Origin of the sequence: Pseudomonas sp. HMSC065H01 (genome assembly GCF_001815235.1) — a bacterium.
GTDB lineage: Bacteria > Pseudomonadota > Gammaproteobacteria > Pseudomonadales > Pseudomonadaceae > Pseudomonas > Pseudomonas aeruginosa.
Genome location: NZ_KV819859.1, coordinates 94408 through 111189 on the forward strand (window position 1 = coordinate 94408; position 16782 = coordinate 111189).

Annotated in this window: 16 protein-coding genes; 4 read left to right on the forward strand and 12 right to left on the reverse strand. The window is 63.2% G+C overall.

Features of this window, described 5'->3' with window-relative positions:
* Positions 1-59: 59 nt before the first annotated feature.
* From sigX to ppsA, 7 genes are all read right to left on the reverse strand, one after another.
* Entirely contained in the window at positions 60-650 is a 591-nt protein-coding gene (gene sigX, locus HMPREF3014_RS08140) for an RNA polymerase sigma factor SigX (RefSeq protein ID WP_003098059.1), read from the reverse strand.
* 71 nt (positions 651-721) lie between these two features.
* Positions 722-1546 carry a mechanosensitive ion channel family protein gene (locus HMPREF3014_RS08145; protein ID WP_003087830.1) on the reverse strand — a complete coding sequence of 275 codons (825 nt, stop codon included), beginning with the start codon at positions 1544-1546 and terminating at the stop codon, positions 722-724.
* A gap of 2 nt (positions 1547-1548) precedes the next feature.
* Positions 1549-1803 (reverse strand): hypothetical protein, encoded by a 255-nt coding sequence (locus tag HMPREF3014_RS08150; RefSeq protein WP_003120308.1) that lies wholly within the window; start codon positions 1801-1803, stop codon positions 1549-1551.
* A 48-nt stretch (positions 1804-1851) separates the two neighbouring features.
* Entirely contained in the window at positions 1852-2850 is a 999-nt protein-coding gene (locus HMPREF3014_RS08155; RefSeq protein WP_003098062.1) for a zinc transporter ZntB, read from the reverse strand.
* A 187-nt stretch (positions 2851-3037) separates the two neighbouring features.
* Positions 3038-3526 carry a ribonuclease E activity regulator RraA gene (rraA, locus tag HMPREF3014_RS08160; RefSeq protein ID WP_003087823.1) on the reverse strand — a complete coding sequence of 163 codons (489 nt, stop codon included), beginning with the start codon at positions 3524-3526 and terminating at the stop codon, positions 3038-3040.
* A gap of 106 nt (positions 3527-3632) precedes the next feature.
* Complete coding sequence (locus tag HMPREF3014_RS08165; RefSeq protein ID WP_023087581.1) at positions 3633-4643, reverse strand: alpha/beta fold hydrolase; 1011 nt, start codon at positions 4641-4643, stop codon at positions 3633-3635.
* A 69-nt stretch (positions 4644-4712) separates the two neighbouring features.
* Positions 4713-7088, reverse strand: a complete 2376-nt coding sequence (gene ppsA / locus HMPREF3014_RS08170; RefSeq protein ID WP_003098065.1) for a phosphoenolpyruvate synthase — start codon at positions 7086-7088, stop codon at positions 4713-4715.
* A gap of 171 nt (positions 7089-7259) precedes the next feature.
* Between ppsA and HMPREF3014_RS08180 the strand changes: the two genes are divergently transcribed.
* From HMPREF3014_RS08180 to HMPREF3014_RS08195, 4 genes are all read left to right on the forward strand, one after another.
* Complete coding sequence (locus HMPREF3014_RS08180) at positions 7260-8078, forward strand: posphoenolpyruvate synthetase regulatory kinase/phosphorylase PpsR (RefSeq protein ID WP_003087813.1); 819 nt, start codon at positions 7260-7262, stop codon at positions 8076-8078.
* Between the two features lie 290 nt (positions 8079-8368).
* Positions 8369-8908 (forward strand): retropepsin-like aspartic peptidase RloA, encoded by a 540-nt coding sequence (locus tag HMPREF3014_RS08185; RefSeq protein ID WP_003087811.1) that lies wholly within the window; start codon positions 8369-8371, stop codon positions 8906-8908.
* Positions 8909-8913: 5 nt separating this feature from the next.
* Positions 8914-10440, forward strand: coding sequence for an osmotic stress tolerance membrane protein RloB (locus HMPREF3014_RS08190; RefSeq protein WP_003087809.1), 1527 nt, complete (start codon positions 8914-8916; stop codon positions 10438-10440).
* Between the two features lie 3 nt (positions 10441-10443).
* Positions 10444-11427 carry an alpha-L-glutamate ligase-like protein gene (locus tag HMPREF3014_RS08195; RefSeq protein WP_003087807.1) on the forward strand — a complete coding sequence of 328 codons (984 nt, stop codon included), beginning with the start codon at positions 10444-10446 and terminating at the stop codon, positions 11425-11427.
* A 56-nt stretch (positions 11428-11483) separates the two neighbouring features.
* Here HMPREF3014_RS08195 and HMPREF3014_RS08200 read toward each other — a convergent pair whose 3' ends face one another.
* From HMPREF3014_RS08200 to HMPREF3014_RS08220, 5 genes are all read right to left on the reverse strand, one after another.
* Positions 11484-12671, reverse strand: coding sequence for a MalM family protein (locus HMPREF3014_RS08200; RefSeq protein WP_003087803.1), 1188 nt, complete (start codon positions 12669-12671; stop codon positions 11484-11486).
* A 13-nt stretch (positions 12672-12684) separates the two neighbouring features.
* A complete protein-coding gene (locus HMPREF3014_RS08205; RefSeq protein WP_003132834.1) occupies positions 12685-14283 on the reverse strand; it encodes an outer membrane protein transport protein in 1599 nt (532 codons plus the stop codon).
* Positions 14284-14302: 19 nt separating this feature from the next.
* Positions 14303-15328: a transporter gene (locus HMPREF3014_RS08210; RefSeq protein ID WP_003120313.1), complete on the reverse strand. Its 1026-nt coding sequence runs from the start codon at positions 15326-15328 to the stop codon at positions 14303-14305.
* A 40-nt stretch (positions 15329-15368) separates the two neighbouring features.
* Positions 15369-16130: a C39 family peptidase gene (locus HMPREF3014_RS08215; protein ID WP_003098072.1), complete on the reverse strand. Its 762-nt coding sequence runs from the start codon at positions 16128-16130 to the stop codon at positions 15369-15371.
* A gap of 78 nt (positions 16131-16208) precedes the next feature.
* Positions 16209-16646, reverse strand: a complete 438-nt coding sequence (locus tag HMPREF3014_RS08220; RefSeq protein WP_003098074.1) for a DUF6160 family protein — start codon at positions 16644-16646, stop codon at positions 16209-16211.
* Positions 16647-16782 lie beyond the last annotated feature (136 nt).

Below are 16782 nucleotides of genomic sequence, written 5' to 3' on the forward strand. Positions count from 1 at the left end.
CACAACTTGGGTGGCAAGTTTATCAGAACTTCCCGCATAGAGAGACAATATTTACCCAACTATGTTTCGGTCGCATCTGAAAACTTTTCGCGCAGGCGGTCCAGTGCCCGCTTGTAGCGCATTTTCGTCGCACTCAGACCCATGTGCATGATATCCGCTATCTCCTGAAACTCCAGTTCCGCGACGAAGCGAAGAACCAGAATCTCCCGATCTATCGGATTGACATGGACGAGCCAACGATCCAATCCGCCCCGCTCCTCAACCTTCGGCGACTTCTCCTCGGAAGCCTCCTCCAGCGGGTCGAGGCTGAGCGCATCCATCAATCGGCGCTTGCGGCGCTCCTTGCGGTACTGCGTGATGCACTCGTTGTACGTGATGCTATATAGCCACGTTTTGAACTTCGACTTGCCCTCAAAGTTCTTCAACCCGTACAAAACTTTCAGCATCACCTCCTGGCACACGTCGTCCGCGTCGCGGTCGTTGCCCAGGTAGCGGGCACAGACGTTGAACAGCGTGCGCTGGTAACGCCGCATCAGTTCTTCATAGGCGCGCGTCACGTGGAACAGCTCCGAGTGCGCACGCTCGACCAGCTCTTCATCGGAAAGCTGGCGTGGGTCATACCGCTGTGACAGGGGGTGAGGCTTATTCAAGTGAGATCAGGCCAGTCATATCGTAAGCCGGGCCGCCCTGCAGAGCAGCCACGTCCATTATCTCTCCCGGATCAGCGGCTGGTAACTCGCTGATCGAGCAGTAGACGGTTGGCCAGCGACACAAGCTCTCCCTCTTCCGTCAGCAGGATGGTCTTGACCGTACCTATCTCTTCAATAGTGCCTTCAACGTCACCCACTTTCACCTGTTGTCCGACCTGATACAGCTCGCGGACGTAGATTCCTGCAATGATCTGCCCGGCGACCTCGCGGCTGCCCAGGCCCAGGGCCAGCGCAGCGGCCAGGCCGACGGTGATCAGGACGATGGCGATGATGTAGTTGAGCAGGTCGGTCTTGACCTCGAGCTGCCCCACCGCCACCGAGATGCTGATGATGATGACCAGCCACTGGGCGATCCGCCCCAGGCCGTTCGCGTATTCGAGGCCGACGCCGTCCGCTGCGCCGCGCACGACGCTGTTCACCAGTTGCGCCAGGAGCACGCCGACGATCAGCACCAGGGCCGCGCCGAACACCTTGGGCAGGTACAGGGCGAGGACGTCCAGCGTGGCGGATACCCGCTGCAGACCGAGCGACTCGGCGGCGGATACGAGGAAGACGAGCAGCACGAACCAGTAGACGATCTTGCCGACCAGCGTCGAGACCGGAACCTGGATACCGACCCGGGCCAGCAGCTTGGTCAGGCCGGTGCCACCCATCAGCCGGTCCAGGCCCAGCTTGGCCAGCAGCTTGGAAAGCAGCGCATCGAGCAGCTTGGCGATGACGAAGCCGAGCAGAACGACCACCAGGGCGCCGAGCAGGTTGGGAATGAAGCCTGCCAGCTTGCCCCACAGGGTGTTCATCGCGGTCAGCAAGCTCTGGGTCCAGATATCGAATTGCATGTTCACTCAGCCTTGTCAGCAGAAGATGCGTTTTTCGCGGAAATACGGGAAACCGGCGCCAGATGCGGCGAACCGTTGTTGATGCCGATCATCAGCGCCTGCAGCCAGTGCCCCATGAGGCTGAACAGGTCACCGGCGCCGACCTGGCGATTGGCGGTCTTCAGCACCCGTCCCAAACGCGCGTCGTCGTCCGGCTGGGGAGCCGAAGCCTTGAGCAGGTCCCGCAGGGACTCTTCGAACGGATCGTGCATGCGCACCTCATGTCTGTACGAGGGAGTGACGCACTCTCCTCACCCCAGGTCACGTCAGAGCCAGCGCAGCCGACGAAATACCCACCACTGGAAGGTGGCGACCCCGCCGATCAGCAGGCAGGCCAGCCAGAACCCATGCGGTGCATCCGCCCCCGGAATGCCGCCGACATTGATTCCCAGCAGGCCGGTGACGAAGCTCATCGGCAGGAAAAAGCCGGTGATTATACCAAGGAGATACATGGTGCGGTTCATCCGTTCGGTGATTCGCCGCGACTCGGCTTCCTGCAGGACGCTGATGCGCTCCCGTATCAACTCGAGCTCTTCGAGATTCCGCGTCAGCCGGTTGTTCAGCTCGTTCCAGTAATCGGCGTCGTCCTCGACGAACCAGGACAGCTTGTAGCGCGCCAGTTGCGAGTAGATGTCCCGCTGCGGCGCCAGGTAGCGCCGCAACCCCGCCGACCGGCGGCGCAGGGTACGCAACTGGTGCTGGTCGGGACTGGCGCGCTCGTCCGCCTCGACCAGTTCCTCGACAGCATCGAGCTGGTCGGCTATCCCGCTGATCAGCGTGTCGACGCGATCGGTCAGGTAGTGCGCGAGGTAGTACACGACCTCGGATGCCGTCTTCGGCCCTTTCCCCGCCTCCAGGTCCTCGAGCAGATCGGCCACCGCCTTCAGCGGCCGCAGGCGCAGCGAGATCACCCGGCGCGCGTCGGCGAATACCCGCAGCGAAACCATGTCTTCCGGCTCCGCGCCCGGATTCAGGTTCACTCCACGGAGGAACACCAGCAGGCTTTCGGCCCCGAGATCGAGCAAACGGGGGCGAGTCGCCTCCTCCAGCAGCAGATCGCAGGCGAACTCGCTGAGCCCCGCGGAATCCCGCAGCCAGGCCTGCGCTTCCGGTACGCCGCGGTCCCAGTGCAACCAAAGGCTCTCCTCCGGCAGCAGGTCGAGCACCGCTATCTGGTTGCGTCCGACACGGCGTCCGCCGCCGCGCCCGTTGAGGACGTAGCCATAGATCAAGCCGCGCTCGTCACCCGACTCGTACGCTTGCATTGCGCTTCCCTTGGTAAAACGACCATTTCGACAGTAAAAACACAAGTCCGGTACCAGTCAATTCATGGACTTGCGGCATAACCTTAAAGCCAGTCCTGAGACCCATATGCGCGCCTCGGGTTCATTCCAGCAAAAAGCCCCGGGACGCTGCCTGCGTCACCGGGGCCGGAACGGCTGTTAAAAAGCCCTATTCGGGCATCTTCAAGGCCTGCGGAGAAACGATGATGCCGTTGTTGTCGGCATACACGAACTCGCCGGGGCGGAAGGTGACGCCGCCGAAGGTCACGGCGACGTTCAGATCGCCGATGCCGCGCTTGTCGGTCTTCAGCGGATGACTGGCCAGGGCCTGGACGCCGAGGTCGGTCTGGGCGATCACGTCGACGTCACGGATGCAGCCATATACGACGATCCCTTCCCAGCCGTTCTTCGCCGCTTTCTCGGCCAGCATGTCGCCCAGCAGGGCGCGGCGCAGCGAACCACCGCCATCGACGACCAGGACCTTGCCCTTGCCGTCCTTGTCGACCTGCTCCTTGACCAGCGAATTGTCTTCGAAGCACTTGATGGTGACGATCTCGCCGCCGAAGGAGTCGCGGCCGCCGAAGTTGCTGAACATGGGTTCGACGACCTGGACCAGCTCAGGATAGGCATCGCACAGATCGGGAGTGACGTAATGCATGGGAAGCTCCTGTGGGTGAAGGGATCGGCTCGGGCAGCTCCGGAGGATCATCGGCCGCCCGCCCCGGCGGCGCCGGCGTGACCGGAGCCGCCATTTGCGTCACATGTTAGCCGCTGATTCCGGCTTCCGATACGTCTAGCGCCTCACTCCACGCGGATTCGTCGCCCGCCGGCGATCGCTGGCGCAGCCAGCGCTCCACCAAGGGCCAGACCTCTAGCTGGGCCGCCTTGCCGATCAGCATCTCGATATGCCCGTAGTCCTCGGCGTAGCCAGCCTCGCGTCCGAGCAACAGGTATTCGCGCTCGGACGAGGCGAACTGCTCGAACAACTTGCGACAGGCCCAGGACGGGTCCTGCCGGTCCCCAGCCCCGGCGACCGCCAATAGCGGTACGTCGACTGCGGCGAGCCCCTTCCACCAGTCGTTGCCCGGCTCGCCGAAGCGGCCGAACAGCCCATGCCAACGCAGGACCTCCAGCGCCAGGCCGACCGGCTCGTCTTCCGGCCCCTGCCGCCAACGGCTTCCGGACAGCGCATCGACGCGGCGCAGCAGCAGGCGCGCGAGGATGCCTGCCATGGGCAACCTCAACAGCCAGTGCGCGGTGCTGACCTGGCTACCGAACAACGCCACGGAAGCGATCCGCGCCTGGTCCAGGTAGCCCCCGCCCAGTCCCGCCGCCAGCACCACCCCACCGAGGGAGTGGCCAATCCAGTGCGCCGGCTGCCCGCACTGCTCGTGGATGAAGGAGGCCAGCGCCGGCAGGTCGTAGCGCGCGTAGTCGGCGACCCGGTTGTCCCGGTAACCATCGTTGCGAATCGACAGGCCATGGCCGCGCATTTCCGGCAGCCAGACATCGAACCCCGCCCGCGCCAGGTAAGGACCTAGTCCGAGCGCACGCGGCGAGTACCAGAAGCGGCGGTTGGAAAAACTCCCGTGCAGGAGGATCACAGGCGGTCCGCGCCGCTCGCCGGCGGCCTGCTGTCCAAGCCGGGTTACGACCAGCTCGACGCTGGCATCGGGGCTGTTGCCGGGCTTCAGGCGGTAGATGTCTTCGGTAAGGTCGGCGCGCAACTCGGCGCTGACCAGGGCGACAGGAAAGAGGCGACTACTGCTTTGCATGCTTGTCTTGTACAGGAGGCACGAAAAAGGGCGGTGTTACCCGCCCTTTCCGGATACAGCGAGGACCGATCAGGCCTGGTCTTGCCCCTCGGCAAGGAAGAACCAGGTATCCAGCACCGAGTCGGGGTTCAGCGAGACGCTCTCGATGCCCTGCTCCATCAGCCAGCGGGCCAGGTCCGGGTGGTCCGACGGACCCTGGCCGCAGATGCCGATGTACTTGCCGGCCTTGTTGCAGGCAGCGATGGCGTTGGCCAGCAGCTTCTTCACCGCCGGATTGCGCTCGTCGAACAGGTGGGCAACGATGCCGGAATCGCGATCCAGGCCCAGGGTCAGCTGGGTCAGGTCGTTGGAACCGATGGAGAAGCCATCGAAGAACTCGAGGAACTCGTCGGCCAGCAGGGCGTTCGACGGCAGTTCGCACATCATGATGACCTTCAGGCCGTTCTCGCCGCGCTTCAGGCCGTTCCCGGCCAGCAGCTCGACGACCTGGCTCGCCTCGCCCAGGGTGCGCACGAAGGGCACCATGATCTCGACGTTGGTCAGGCCCATTTCGTTGCGGACCTTCTTCAGCGCACGGCACTCCAGCTCGAAGCAGTCGCGGAACGACTCGCTGATGTAGCGCGAGGCGCCACGGAAGCCGAGCATCGGGTTCTCTTCTTCCGGCTCGTAGAGCTTGCCGCCGATCAGGTTGGCGTACTCATTGGACTTGAAGTCGGACAGGCGCACGATGACCTTCTTCGGCCAGAACGCCGCGGCCAGGGTGCTGATGCCCTCCACCAGTTTCTCGACGTAGAAGCCGACCGGATCGGGATAGCCGGCGATGCGCTTCTCCACGCTTTCCTTGATGTCCGCCGGCAGGCCGGCGAAGTTCAGCAACGCCTTGGGATGCACGCCGATCATGCGGTTGATGATGAATTCGAGGCGGGCCAGGCCCACGCCTTCGTTCGGCAACTGGGCGAAATCGAAAGCGCGATCGGGATTGCCGACGTTCATCATGATCTTGAACGGAAGGTCGGGCATGGCGTCGACCGAGTTCTTGCGCACATCGAAACCGAGTTCGCCTTCGAAGATGAAGCCGGTATCGCCTTCGGCACAGGAAACGGTCACCCCCTGGCCATCCTGCAGGATCTGGGTGGCGTTGCCGCAACCGACCACCGCCGGGATGCCCAGTTCGCGAGCGATGATCGCCGCGTGGCAGGTACGCCCGCCGCGGTTGGTGACGATGGCGCTGGCGCGCTTCATCACCGGCTCCCAGTCCGGGTCGGTCATGTCGGAGACCAGGACGTCACCCGGTTGGACCTTGTCCATTTCCGACACGTCGTTGATCACCTTGACCGGACCGGCACCGATGCGCTGGCCGATGGCACGCCCTTCCACCAGGACGGTCCCCTTCTCTTTCAGCAGGTAGCGCTCCATGACCGTGGCGCTGGCGCGGCTCTTCACGGTTTCCGGGCGTGCCTGGACGATGTACAGCTTGCCGTCGTCACCGTCCTTGGCCCATTCGATGTCCATCGGGCGGCCATAGTGCTTCTCGATGATCATGGCCTGCTTGGCCAGCTCGGTGACCTCGGCGTCGCTCAGGGCGAAGCGGGCGCGATCGGCGCGATCGACGTCCACTACCTTGACCGAGCGACCGGCCTTGGCTTCGTCGCCGTAGATCATCTTGATCGCCTTGCTACCCAGGTTGCGGCGCAGGATGGCCGGACGCCCGGCTTCCAGGGTCGGCTTGTGGACGTAGAACTCGTCGGGGTTCACCGCGCCCTGGACCACGGTCTCGCCCAGGCCGTAGGCACCGGTGATGAAGACCACGTCGCGGAAGCCGGATTCGGTGTCCAGGGTGAACATCACCCCGGCGGTGCCGGTTTCCGAGCGGACCATGCGCTGCACGCCGGCGGACAAGGCGACCAGCTTGTGATCGAAGCCCTGGTGCACGCGGTAGGCGATGGCGCGGTCGTTGAACAGGGAGGCGAAGACCTCTTTTGCTGCGCGGATCACATTGTCCACGCCGCGGATATTGAGGAAGGTTTCCTGCTGGCCGGCGAACGAGGCGTCCGGAAGGTCTTCGGCGGTAGCGGAGGAACGCACTGCCACGGCGAGGTTGTCGTTGCCGTTGGCCAGGGCGGCGAAGGCCTGGCGGATCTCGCTGTCGAGACGGGCCGGGAACTCGGCTTCCATCACCCACTGGCGGATCTGCGCGCCGGTCTTGGCCAGGGCGTTGACGTCGTCGACGTCCAGGGCGTCCAGGGCCGCGTGGATACGGTCGTTGAGGCCACTCTGCTCGAGGAAGTCACGGTAGGCCTGGGCGGTGGTGGCAAATCCGCCGGGTACGGAAACGCCGGCACCGGCCAGGTTGCTGATCATCTCGCCGAGGGATGCGTTCTTGCCCCCCACATGCTCTACATCATGGACGCCGAGCTTATCGAGGGAAACTACGTACTCTACCAAGGTGATCTCTCCACTATTGAATTGGAAAAGCTCAAGCGGGGCCAGGAGCAGCTCCGCTGGATTCTGGCCTGGCCCTTAGAAATAAGTGACAATGCTGCGACAGAAAGGCCTCTGACAACGCGCGGCCTATCATAGCCAAGAATCGTTCCTACCTTAAGGCTTTCGGTGCAAATGAAACGAACCGCATTCTTCATCTCGGACGGCACCGGTATCACCGCCGAAACCCTGGGCCAAAGCCTTCTGGCACAGTTCGAGAACATCAGCTTCGTCAAACTGACGAGACCGTACATCGATACCGAAGAAAAAGCGCGCGCCATGGTACAGCAAATCAATAATGCTGCCGAGTCGGACGGGGCCCGCCCGATCATCTTCGATACCATCGTGAACCGCGACATCCGGGCGGTCCTGGCGCAATCCAACGGTTTCATGATCGATATCTTCGCCACCTTTCTTTCGCCTCTGGAACAGGAGCTTTCGGCCGACTCGTCCTATTCGGTCGGCAAGTCCCACTCCATCGGCCACAACTCCAACTACATGGATCGCATCGAGGCGGTGAACTTCGCCCTCGACAACGACGACGGCGCCCGCACCCACTACTACGACAAGGCCGACCTGATCCTGGTCGGCGTCTCGCGCTGCGGCAAGACGCCCACCTGCCTGTACATGGCCCTGCAGTATGGCATCCGCGCCGCCAACTACCCGTTGACGGAAGAGGACATGGAGCGCCTGCAACTGCCGAACGCCCTCAAGCAGTACAAGCACAAGCTGTTCGGCCTGACCATCGACCCCGACCGCCTCACCGCGATCCGCAACGAACGCAAGCCCAACAGTCGCTACGCCAGCTTCGCCCAGTGCGAATTCGAGGTACGCGAGGTCGAAAGCCTGTTCCGCCGCGAAAACATCGCCTACATCAACTCCACGCATTTCTCGGTGGAGGAGATTTCCGCAAAGATCCTCGTCGAAAAAGGCGTGGAACGGCGCTTCAAATAACCGCTCCGGGGCCAGCGGCTCGGCACCGCCAAGGTCCCTTGCCCGCTTCCGGTAACGCTTCGAGCCCCTGGATGGAATTTCGTTTCATCCCAGGGGCAAAACCCCGACCAAGTGGTATAAGCGGCTGTCGCTGCCGAAAAACCGCGTGATAGAATGCGGCCCGCATGCGCCTGGCGGGGCGCCCGGCATGCCCGGCCTGCCGAGCGCAGGTCGATGACGCAGGGTTTTCCGTCACGGACTGGACAGCGATCGCAAGATCGACCCGCCGAACGCGACACCAACCAGGACTTATGAAACTCAAGCCCTTAGCTCCCCTGCTCTGCCTATTCATCGCCGTACCAGGCCTGAGCGTAGCCGCCGAAAAGACGGTCTACGGCCTGAACGAATACGCGCGCATCAACGACCCGGACATCCAGCTGGCCGCCAAGCTCGACACCGGCGCCAAGACCGCCTCCCTCAGCGCCCGCGACATCAAGCGTTTCAAGCGCGACGGCGAAACCTGGGTGCGCTTCTACCTGGCCACCGACAACGCCGACGACACCCCGATCGAGAAGCCCCTGGCGCGGATCAGCAAGATCAAGCGCCGCCACGGCGACTTCAACCCCGACGAGGGCAAGGCCTATACCGCCCGTCCGGTGATCGAGCTGCAGGTCTGCATGGGCAAGGCGATTCGCACCATCGAAGTGAACCTGACCGACCGAAGTGCATTCCAATACCCGCTTTTGATCGGCTCGGAGGCCTTGAAGAAATTCGACGCACTGGTCGATCCGAGTTTGAAATACTCGGCCGGGAAACCCGGCTGCAAACCTGATGCAAAACCTGCTGAGTAAACGACATGCGCTCTCTCAACCTGCATCTGAAAGTCCTGATCGCCATCCTGCTGACCCTGGGTGTGGCGATCACCGCCTATCAGATTTTCGTCCAGGGTATTCCCGTTACCGAAGCCGAAACCGATGACCTCTGGAACATCGATGCCAAGGTCGACTTCGTCGCCACGCCGAAAACCCCGGTCAAGGTGCAGATGTTCGTTCCGCCGTTGAGCCAGGACTACGTCAGCCTCAACGAAAGCTTCGTCTCCAACAATTACGGCGTCAGCATCAATCGCGCCGACGGCAATCGCAAGGTGACCTGGTCCGCCCGCCGCGCCAACGGCAAGCAGACCCTGTACTACCGCCTGGTGCTGACCAAGCGCTACACCGGCGAGAAGACCAAGGAGAAAGGCCCGATCTTCCGCGACAGCCTGCCCCTGGAAGGCCCGGAGAAGATCGCCGCAGAAGCCCTGCTGGCCCCCATTCGCCAGCACTCGGCCGACGTCGAGACCTTCGTCAGCGAAGCCATCAAGCGCGCCAACAACGGCAACGACGACAACGTCAAGCTGCTGATGGCCGGCGACACCAGCCTGGAAAAGAAAGCGCATATCGTCGAGACCCTGCTGTCCATCGCCCACGTGCCGATGGAGCGGGTCCACACCATCCGTCTGGTCGCCGACCTGCAACAGAGCCCGGAACTGTGGCTGCGCAGCTTCAACGGCGAGAACTGGCTGTATTTCAACGTGGTCACCGGCGAACAGGGCCTGCCCTCCGATCGCCTGATCTGGTGGCTTGGCGATGAGCCGCTGATGACCATCGACGGCGGCAAGAAGGCCCAGGTCAGCTTCAGCCTGAACAGCAGCGAGATGAACGCCATCCGCCTGGCCAAGCTGTCCGACGAGAACACCGAGGCGGCCTTCCTCGAGTACTCCCTGTACGGCCTGCCGCTGTCCACCCAGCAGACCTTCCAGATCATGATCATGATCCCGATCGGCGTGCTGGTGATCCTGATCCTGCGCAACCTGATCGGCCTGCAGACTCTCGGCACCTTCACCCCGGTGCTGATCGCCCTGGCCTTCCGCGAGACCGGCCTGCAATGGGGTATCGCCCTGTTCACCGTGATCACCGCCCTGGGCCTGTCGCTGCGCTCCTATCTCGAGCACCTGAAGCTGCAGATGCTGCCGCGCCTCTCGGTGGTGCTGACCTTCGTGGTGGTGATGATCGCGGTGATCAGCCTGTTCAGCCACAAGCTCGGCTTCGAGAGCGGCCTGTCGATCGCCCTGTTCCCGATGGTGATCCTGACCATGACCATCGAACGCCTGTCGATCACCTGGGAAGAGCGCGGCGGCGGCCATGCGATGAAGGTGGCCATCGGCACCCTGTTCGCGGCATCGCTGGCGCACATCCTCATGCGCATCCCGGAACTGGTGTACTTCATCTTCACCTTCCCGGCCGTGCTGCTGATCCTGGTCGCCTTCATGCTCGCCATGGGCCGCTACCGCGGCTACCGCCTGACCGAGCTGTTCCGCTTCAAGGCCCTGCTCAAGGACTGAACCATGTCGATCTGGAAGACCTGGAAAGACCTGACCGCGAAAGGCGTGATGGGCATCAACCGACGCAATGCCGATTACGTCCTGAAGTACAACAAGCGGCACCTGTATCCGGTGGTGGACGACAAGATCATCACCAAGGAACGCGCGCTCGAGGCCGGCATCCACGTGCCGGAGATGTACGGCATCATCGAGACCGAGAAAGGCATCGACAAGCTCAACGAGATCATCGGCGAGCACAACGATTTCGTCATCAAGCCGGCGCAGGGCGCCGGCGGCGACGGCATCATGGTGATCGCCGACCGCTTCGAGGGCCGCTACAAGACCGTATCGGGGAAGATCGTCAGCCACGAGGAGATCGAGCACCACATCTCGAGCATCCTCTCCGGCCTCTACTCCCTCGGCGGCCATCGCGACCGCGTACTGATCGAGTACCGGGTGACCCCCGACCAGATCTTCAAGAGCATCAGCTACGAAGGTGTGCCGGACATCCGCATCATCGTACTGATGGGCTACCCGGTGATGGCCATGCTGCGCCTGCCGACCCGGCAGTCGGGCGGCAAGGCCAACCTGCACCAGGGCGCCATCGGCGTGGGCGTCGACCTGGCCACCGGTGTCACCCTGCGCGGCACCTGGCTGAACAACAAGATCGCCAAGCACCCGGACACCACCAACGCGGTGGACGGCGTGCAACTGCCGAACTGGGACGGCTTCATGAAGCTGGCGGCCGGTTGCTACGAGTTGTCGGGCCTCGGCTACATCGGCGTGGACATGGTTCTCGACCAGGAGAAAGGCCCGCTGATCCTCGAACTCAACGCCCGCCCGGGCCTGAACATCCAGATCGCCAACGACAGCGGCCTGGTGCACCGCTGCCACGCCGTCGAGGCGCGACTGGAAGAACTCAAGGCGAAAGGCATCGAAGAGTCCGCGGAAGAGCGCGTACGCTTCTCCCAGCAGCTGTTCGGCCACGTCCAGCAGCACCAGGGCTGACGTGCTTCCGGTATGAAGAAGCCCGGCTCCGGCCGGGCTTTTTCATGTCTCGGATTTCAACGCACCACGGCCAGCTCGAAGCCGCCCTGCCGGGCGTGCTCATGCACCTGCATACCCGCCTCGTTCACCGCCAGGTCCTGCAGCGGACGCTTGAACGGCTTGTTGTCGAGGGTTTGCAGCGAGCGGTCCTCGTCGGTGGTCAGCAGCAGCACGTAGCGCTCGCCGCGATTGGCTCGCACCGGCACCGTACCCTCGATGAAAGCGTAGCGATACCAGGTTTCCGGGTTCAGCTTGTACACCGCGTCGCTGACCAGCCGGGTCGGCCGCTTGTGCTCGTCGAGGAACAGCAGCGACGGGTAGACCACCTGGCGGTTGGCGAAACTGCGGATGCGCAGGCCGTAGACACCCTGGGAGCGCGGCAGCCGGATCGCCGCGTAGAAGCTCCTGCCCATGGGAAAGTCGAAGCTCGGCGAGAAGCGGTTCAACTCCTCGTAGCGCGGTTCGTCGGCATCCAGTTCGGTGAAGTCGCTCTCGGCGATCTGCTCGCAGCAGCGCCGTTGCAGGTCCTGGTAGAGATCGTCGATGGTCATCTCGGTGCCCTTGAGCAAAGCCTTCAGCGCATCGCTCTGCTGGCCGGCGCCATCCAGCCCGGGCAACGCCGTCGGACGTTGCTTGAACTCGATCTGCCGGCCCTCGGTGAAGGCGATCTGCGACGAAGGCGCGGCCTCCCGCTTGAAGCGCGCCGCGCGCTCCTCGGGCGGGATCTGCGAGTTGTGCATGCGGCCCTTCTCGTCCACCCAGGTGTAGTAGGGACTGCCGTTCTCGCTGCGAACGAAACCCTTGCCCTCGAAGGCCTCGGCATCGATGTATTCGGCGGAGTGCTCGCCGTTGGGCAGGACGTAGTCGGCGCGCTGGCCGGCGACCTGGGCGCCGGCATAGAAGCTGTTCTGCACGTTGCCGTTGGCATCGATCCAGGTGTAGTAGCGACGCTTGCTCTCCCCTCCGCTGCTGTTCCCCGGCCACTGCGTGGCGTTGTCCGCCTTGTTCAGCACCCGCGCCTGGTCGCTCTGGCCGATGCGCTGCCGCGCCTGGCGCTGCTGGCGGTCGAACTGGCCGTCGACGAAGGTGTTGTGCACCCCGCCATTGTCGTCCACCCAGGTCAGGTAGCGCCCGCCGGAGGCCCAGCCCGGCGAAGATGCCGGCAGCGCCAGGGAGAAGACGCAAAGTACGATGGATGCGCGCATCATGCTCCAGCCCTCAGAAGGTCGTACGGTAGGTCATGGCGAAAATATAGGCCTTCACCGTGGTGTCCACGTCCAGTCCCGCGTAGGGGTTGTACACCAGGTTGTCGAGCCCGGTGCAGTTCAGGTTGCAGCTGGTATCGGCCTTGACGCTCTGCTTGGTGACGAAGTAGTTGAAACCGACATCGATCACCGTGTCCTTGTCCCACTGGTAGCCCAGCCCCAGGCCGTAGAGATTGGCATCGCCGATCGGCACCAGGATGTCCGCCTGGCCCTTGGGGATCGCCGAAGGCCGGTATTCGTAGCCGGCGCGTAGCTGCAAACGGTCGTTGACGTCGTACTGCACGCCCATGGCCCAGCTCCAGGTATCGCGGTAGCCGCGGTCGAGGGTGATGCTGTGGCTGGTGGCGTCCTTCGAGTCGAGGTACTTGGCGATGCGCAGCAGGTCAAGCTCGCGGTCGAACTCGATCTTGAACTCGTTCCAGTCGCTGTAGCCGTTCCATTTCAGGTCGAAGTTGAATTGCCACTTCTTGAACGGGCGCAGCTTCACGCCGGTGGAGAAGGCATCCGGGTAGACCATGTTCATCGTGGCGTTGCCATGCTCTTCATCGACGTTCCCGTAGGGGAACATCTGGCCGAGGATCGCACCACCGAGCGACTTGTGCACCCCGGTCCAGAAACCCTGCCAGCCTTGGCCGTAGTCGACCCGGTACTTGCCCTTGAGCCTCATCCGCGACTCGCTCTGGTAGGTCGCGCCCCAGGCGAACCAGTCGGTGGGCTCCCAGAGCACGCCGAGGTTGAAGCTGGGCGACAGCGACTGCTGCATGTCCAGGTCGATATTGGCCAGGTTCTGGAACGGACCGATGTTGCCGCCGCAGACGTTGAAGAACACCTCGAGGATCTCCTGCATTCCCGGCAGGCAACCGATCTCCTTGGTCTGCTGCAACAGCCCGAGCAACTGGTTCGGCGCCCGGAAATCCTCGTTCAACGCTACTGCCTGGTGGGAAAAACCCACCGACAGGCCGACCGACAGCTCGTCGTTGACCTGGTAGGCCAGGGTCGGCGAGAAGTAGGTGAGCCGCTGCAACGACACCTCGCGTCCCTGGTAGCGCGCCGGATCGCTATCGGAATCGCGGCTGTAGCCCAGCGCTTGCGGGGTGTAGACGTTGGTGGCGAAGGTGAACTTGGAGCCCGGCGGGTTGATCGAGATCCCGGCCAGCGGCGCCACCAGCAACGGCACGTCGGTCATGCCGCCGAGGCCGGGCAGGTACATGGTCGGGGTCAGGGTCCGGCTGTGGCTGTTGGCGACCGGGTCGTCGCGCAGGCCGAAGGTGCCTTCGCCGTAGTTCGGCGGCGCCTTGAAGCCGGCGCGGATGTCCATTACCCCGGTGAGCAGCTTCACGGTCGCCTGGCGGCCCTTCATCTTGGTCAGCGCCGCCGGGTTGTAGTGCACCGAATCGATGCCGGTCTCGTCGGCGGTCACGGCGTTGCCGAGGGCCATGGCTTTCGGGTTGCCGATGGTCAGGTCGTTGGCCATCTGCGCGCCGGCCGGCGGAATCCAGGCCAGGCACACCCCTGCCAGCGCCAGCCAGAGCGGCGCAATGCGCATCTTCATAACAGGCCTCGCTCGCGGGTTACTGGGCCTTCAGCCCTTTGATATCGAGGGGTACGGATAACCCCAGCAGTACATCCGGCGAGTCTTCCGTGAGGCCGAAACCGGCGTTGACGTTGACGATGTAGTCCGGTGACGTCCGCAAGCCGAGCGAGAAGTTCATGATGCTACTGGTCTGTTCGGACGACTCGAACGTACCGGCAGTGGTGTGGTAGCGGTTCTTCAGCGTGTAGGCCATCTGGTACGAAGTCGCCAGCGAGACGTCGTAGGACAGCGCGTAGGCCATGCCCATGTTGAAGTTGATCGTGTTGCCGGGCGAGACCTTCTCCAGCTGGGAGTTGTCGGCCAGGGTCTGGTGCACGTCGTCCACCGGCAGGTTCCAGGTGTAGCCGAGCGAGCCGTAGAGGACCACCGGGTCGATCACATAGGACATGTTCGCGCCGAAGCCCAGGCTGTAGTAGCCGTTGCCGGTGGAGATGTCCTTGTCCAGGTTGGTCTTGTAGGGACTGTCGCCGGTCGGCAGGCCGATGGTGGTATACAGCGTGGTGACCGGCCGCCCGCGCACCGCCGCCCAGGGCTGCCAGCGCAAGGTCGCGGAAACGTCGCCGAGGCTGTAGGCGTGGGTATCCATCTCGGTGTCGTACTTGGCTACCAGCGGCAGGCGGAAACTGAAGGTGAGGTTGTCCCAGATCCCGTAGTCGAAGGTGAAGGAGTTGGTGAAGGTGTGCTGGGACTGGCTCTGCCGGCCGGCGAGGCCGTAGATCTGCGTGCCGCCGCTGGTCTTGGTCAGCGGCACCAGGGTCAGCCGCTGGTCGCGCACCAGCGCGTAGTCGAAACCGTAGGTCAGGGTCCGCTCGCCCTTCTTCAGCAAGGTGTAGCTCTTCTCGGCGGCCTGGAAGACTTCCTCCAGCGCCTTGGCGCTGTCGGCATCGTCATTCTTCTTGGCCAGCGCGTCACGGGCCTGGTCGACCGAGGCTTCCTCGGCAACGGACAAACCGCTGATAGACAGCATCAGCGCCGCCGCGCATGTGTACCCCCTGATTCTCATGGCGCTATCCCCAGAGATTGTTCTTGTTTTTGGGTATCTGCTACTTGGTGCGCAGGTGTATGACGTCGCCACCAGTGCCCAGCTCACGGACCTGGTTTTCAGTGATCTTGTTGATCTGCGGAAACTCGCGGAACGCCAGCAGGCTGACGGTGCGGTCGTCCACCAGGCGCATGTCGCGATCGTTCAGCGCCAGCGCGTTGCGGGGCTCCTGCCCACTCGGGAAGATCACGAACAGGACGTTCTGGTCCCAGATTTCCTCGAAGCGCGTCCGGGTGAAGCTGATGTTGCCCAAGGCCGGATCGGCGACGAAGACGTGATCGTTGTAGACATCGCGCACCACCACGAAATGCTTGAAGCCGGCATAGTGGATGGGGACCAGCGCCGGATGCTCGAGAGCGTCCAGGTCGCTGAACTCGGCGCGAAAACCACCGCTCTTGTAGCCCAGCGCAGCGGCGTAGCGCTTCATGTCGAGCAGCGAGAAACCGCGGCGCTGCACGATCTTATCGGCCTCGCCATAGCGCAGCAGCCCTTCCATGACCTGGCGTTCCTCGAGGTTGCGCCCGAGGTAGTAGTCCAGCAGCGTGGTAAGCGCCGCCGAGCCGCAGCTGTAGTCATAGGCCTGGCGGATGACGTTGCGGAACTGCAACTGGCTCATCGGCTCCAGTTGCACCGATTCGCGGTAGGGTCCATTGGGGGTCAGAGGCTGGCTGAGGTTGACCGTGCCCTGCGGTTGCGGCTTGGTATCGACCGTCTGGGTGAACCCGAACAGTCCGATCAGACTTCCCAGCAAAATCTCGAACATCGCCCCGTCGTACCTCTTTCGGAGAAAGACCCCGCCGATGCCTCGGCGAGGTCTTCGCGTCTCGACTCGGTTCCTGGATCAGTGACCCCAGACCTTGATGGTGGAACCGGCCATGTTCAGCCCGGAGACGGTCAGCGAGCCGATGCTGGCGGCGCTGGTGTCGCCCACCTTGATGGCGCCAACGGTCACGTCGCCGGTGATGGCCGGCAGGCCGATGGCCAGTTGCTGGGTCGACTTGCCGCCGATATCGGTGGTGACGACGTCGATGGTCAGCGGCTTGGTATCGTCGATGGTCAGCGCCGGCAGGCTGATGTTCTCCAGCCGCAGGGAGCCGCCGTTGGTGTCGGTATCGGTGTAGGTCACGGCCCCGACGGAGCCCTGGAAAGTACCGGAAATGCTGATGCCTGCCTGGCCGGTCACGTCGGACAGCGCGCCATCGTCCATGGCTTTCAGGTCGGCATGCGCCAGCAAGGGAGCAGCCAGAACAGCAGTTGCAAGGAACAGGTGCTTTTTCATTGTTATTTCTCCAGTGTTCAGGTGTGGTTTGCCCCAGGGCACTGCCGTTTGCATCCTGTCCCCGGCAGATCGACCGGCATCTCGCCGGTCTCCAGGTCCGGTACTGCTTCCCTAGGTGTCCCGGACATGGATTCGG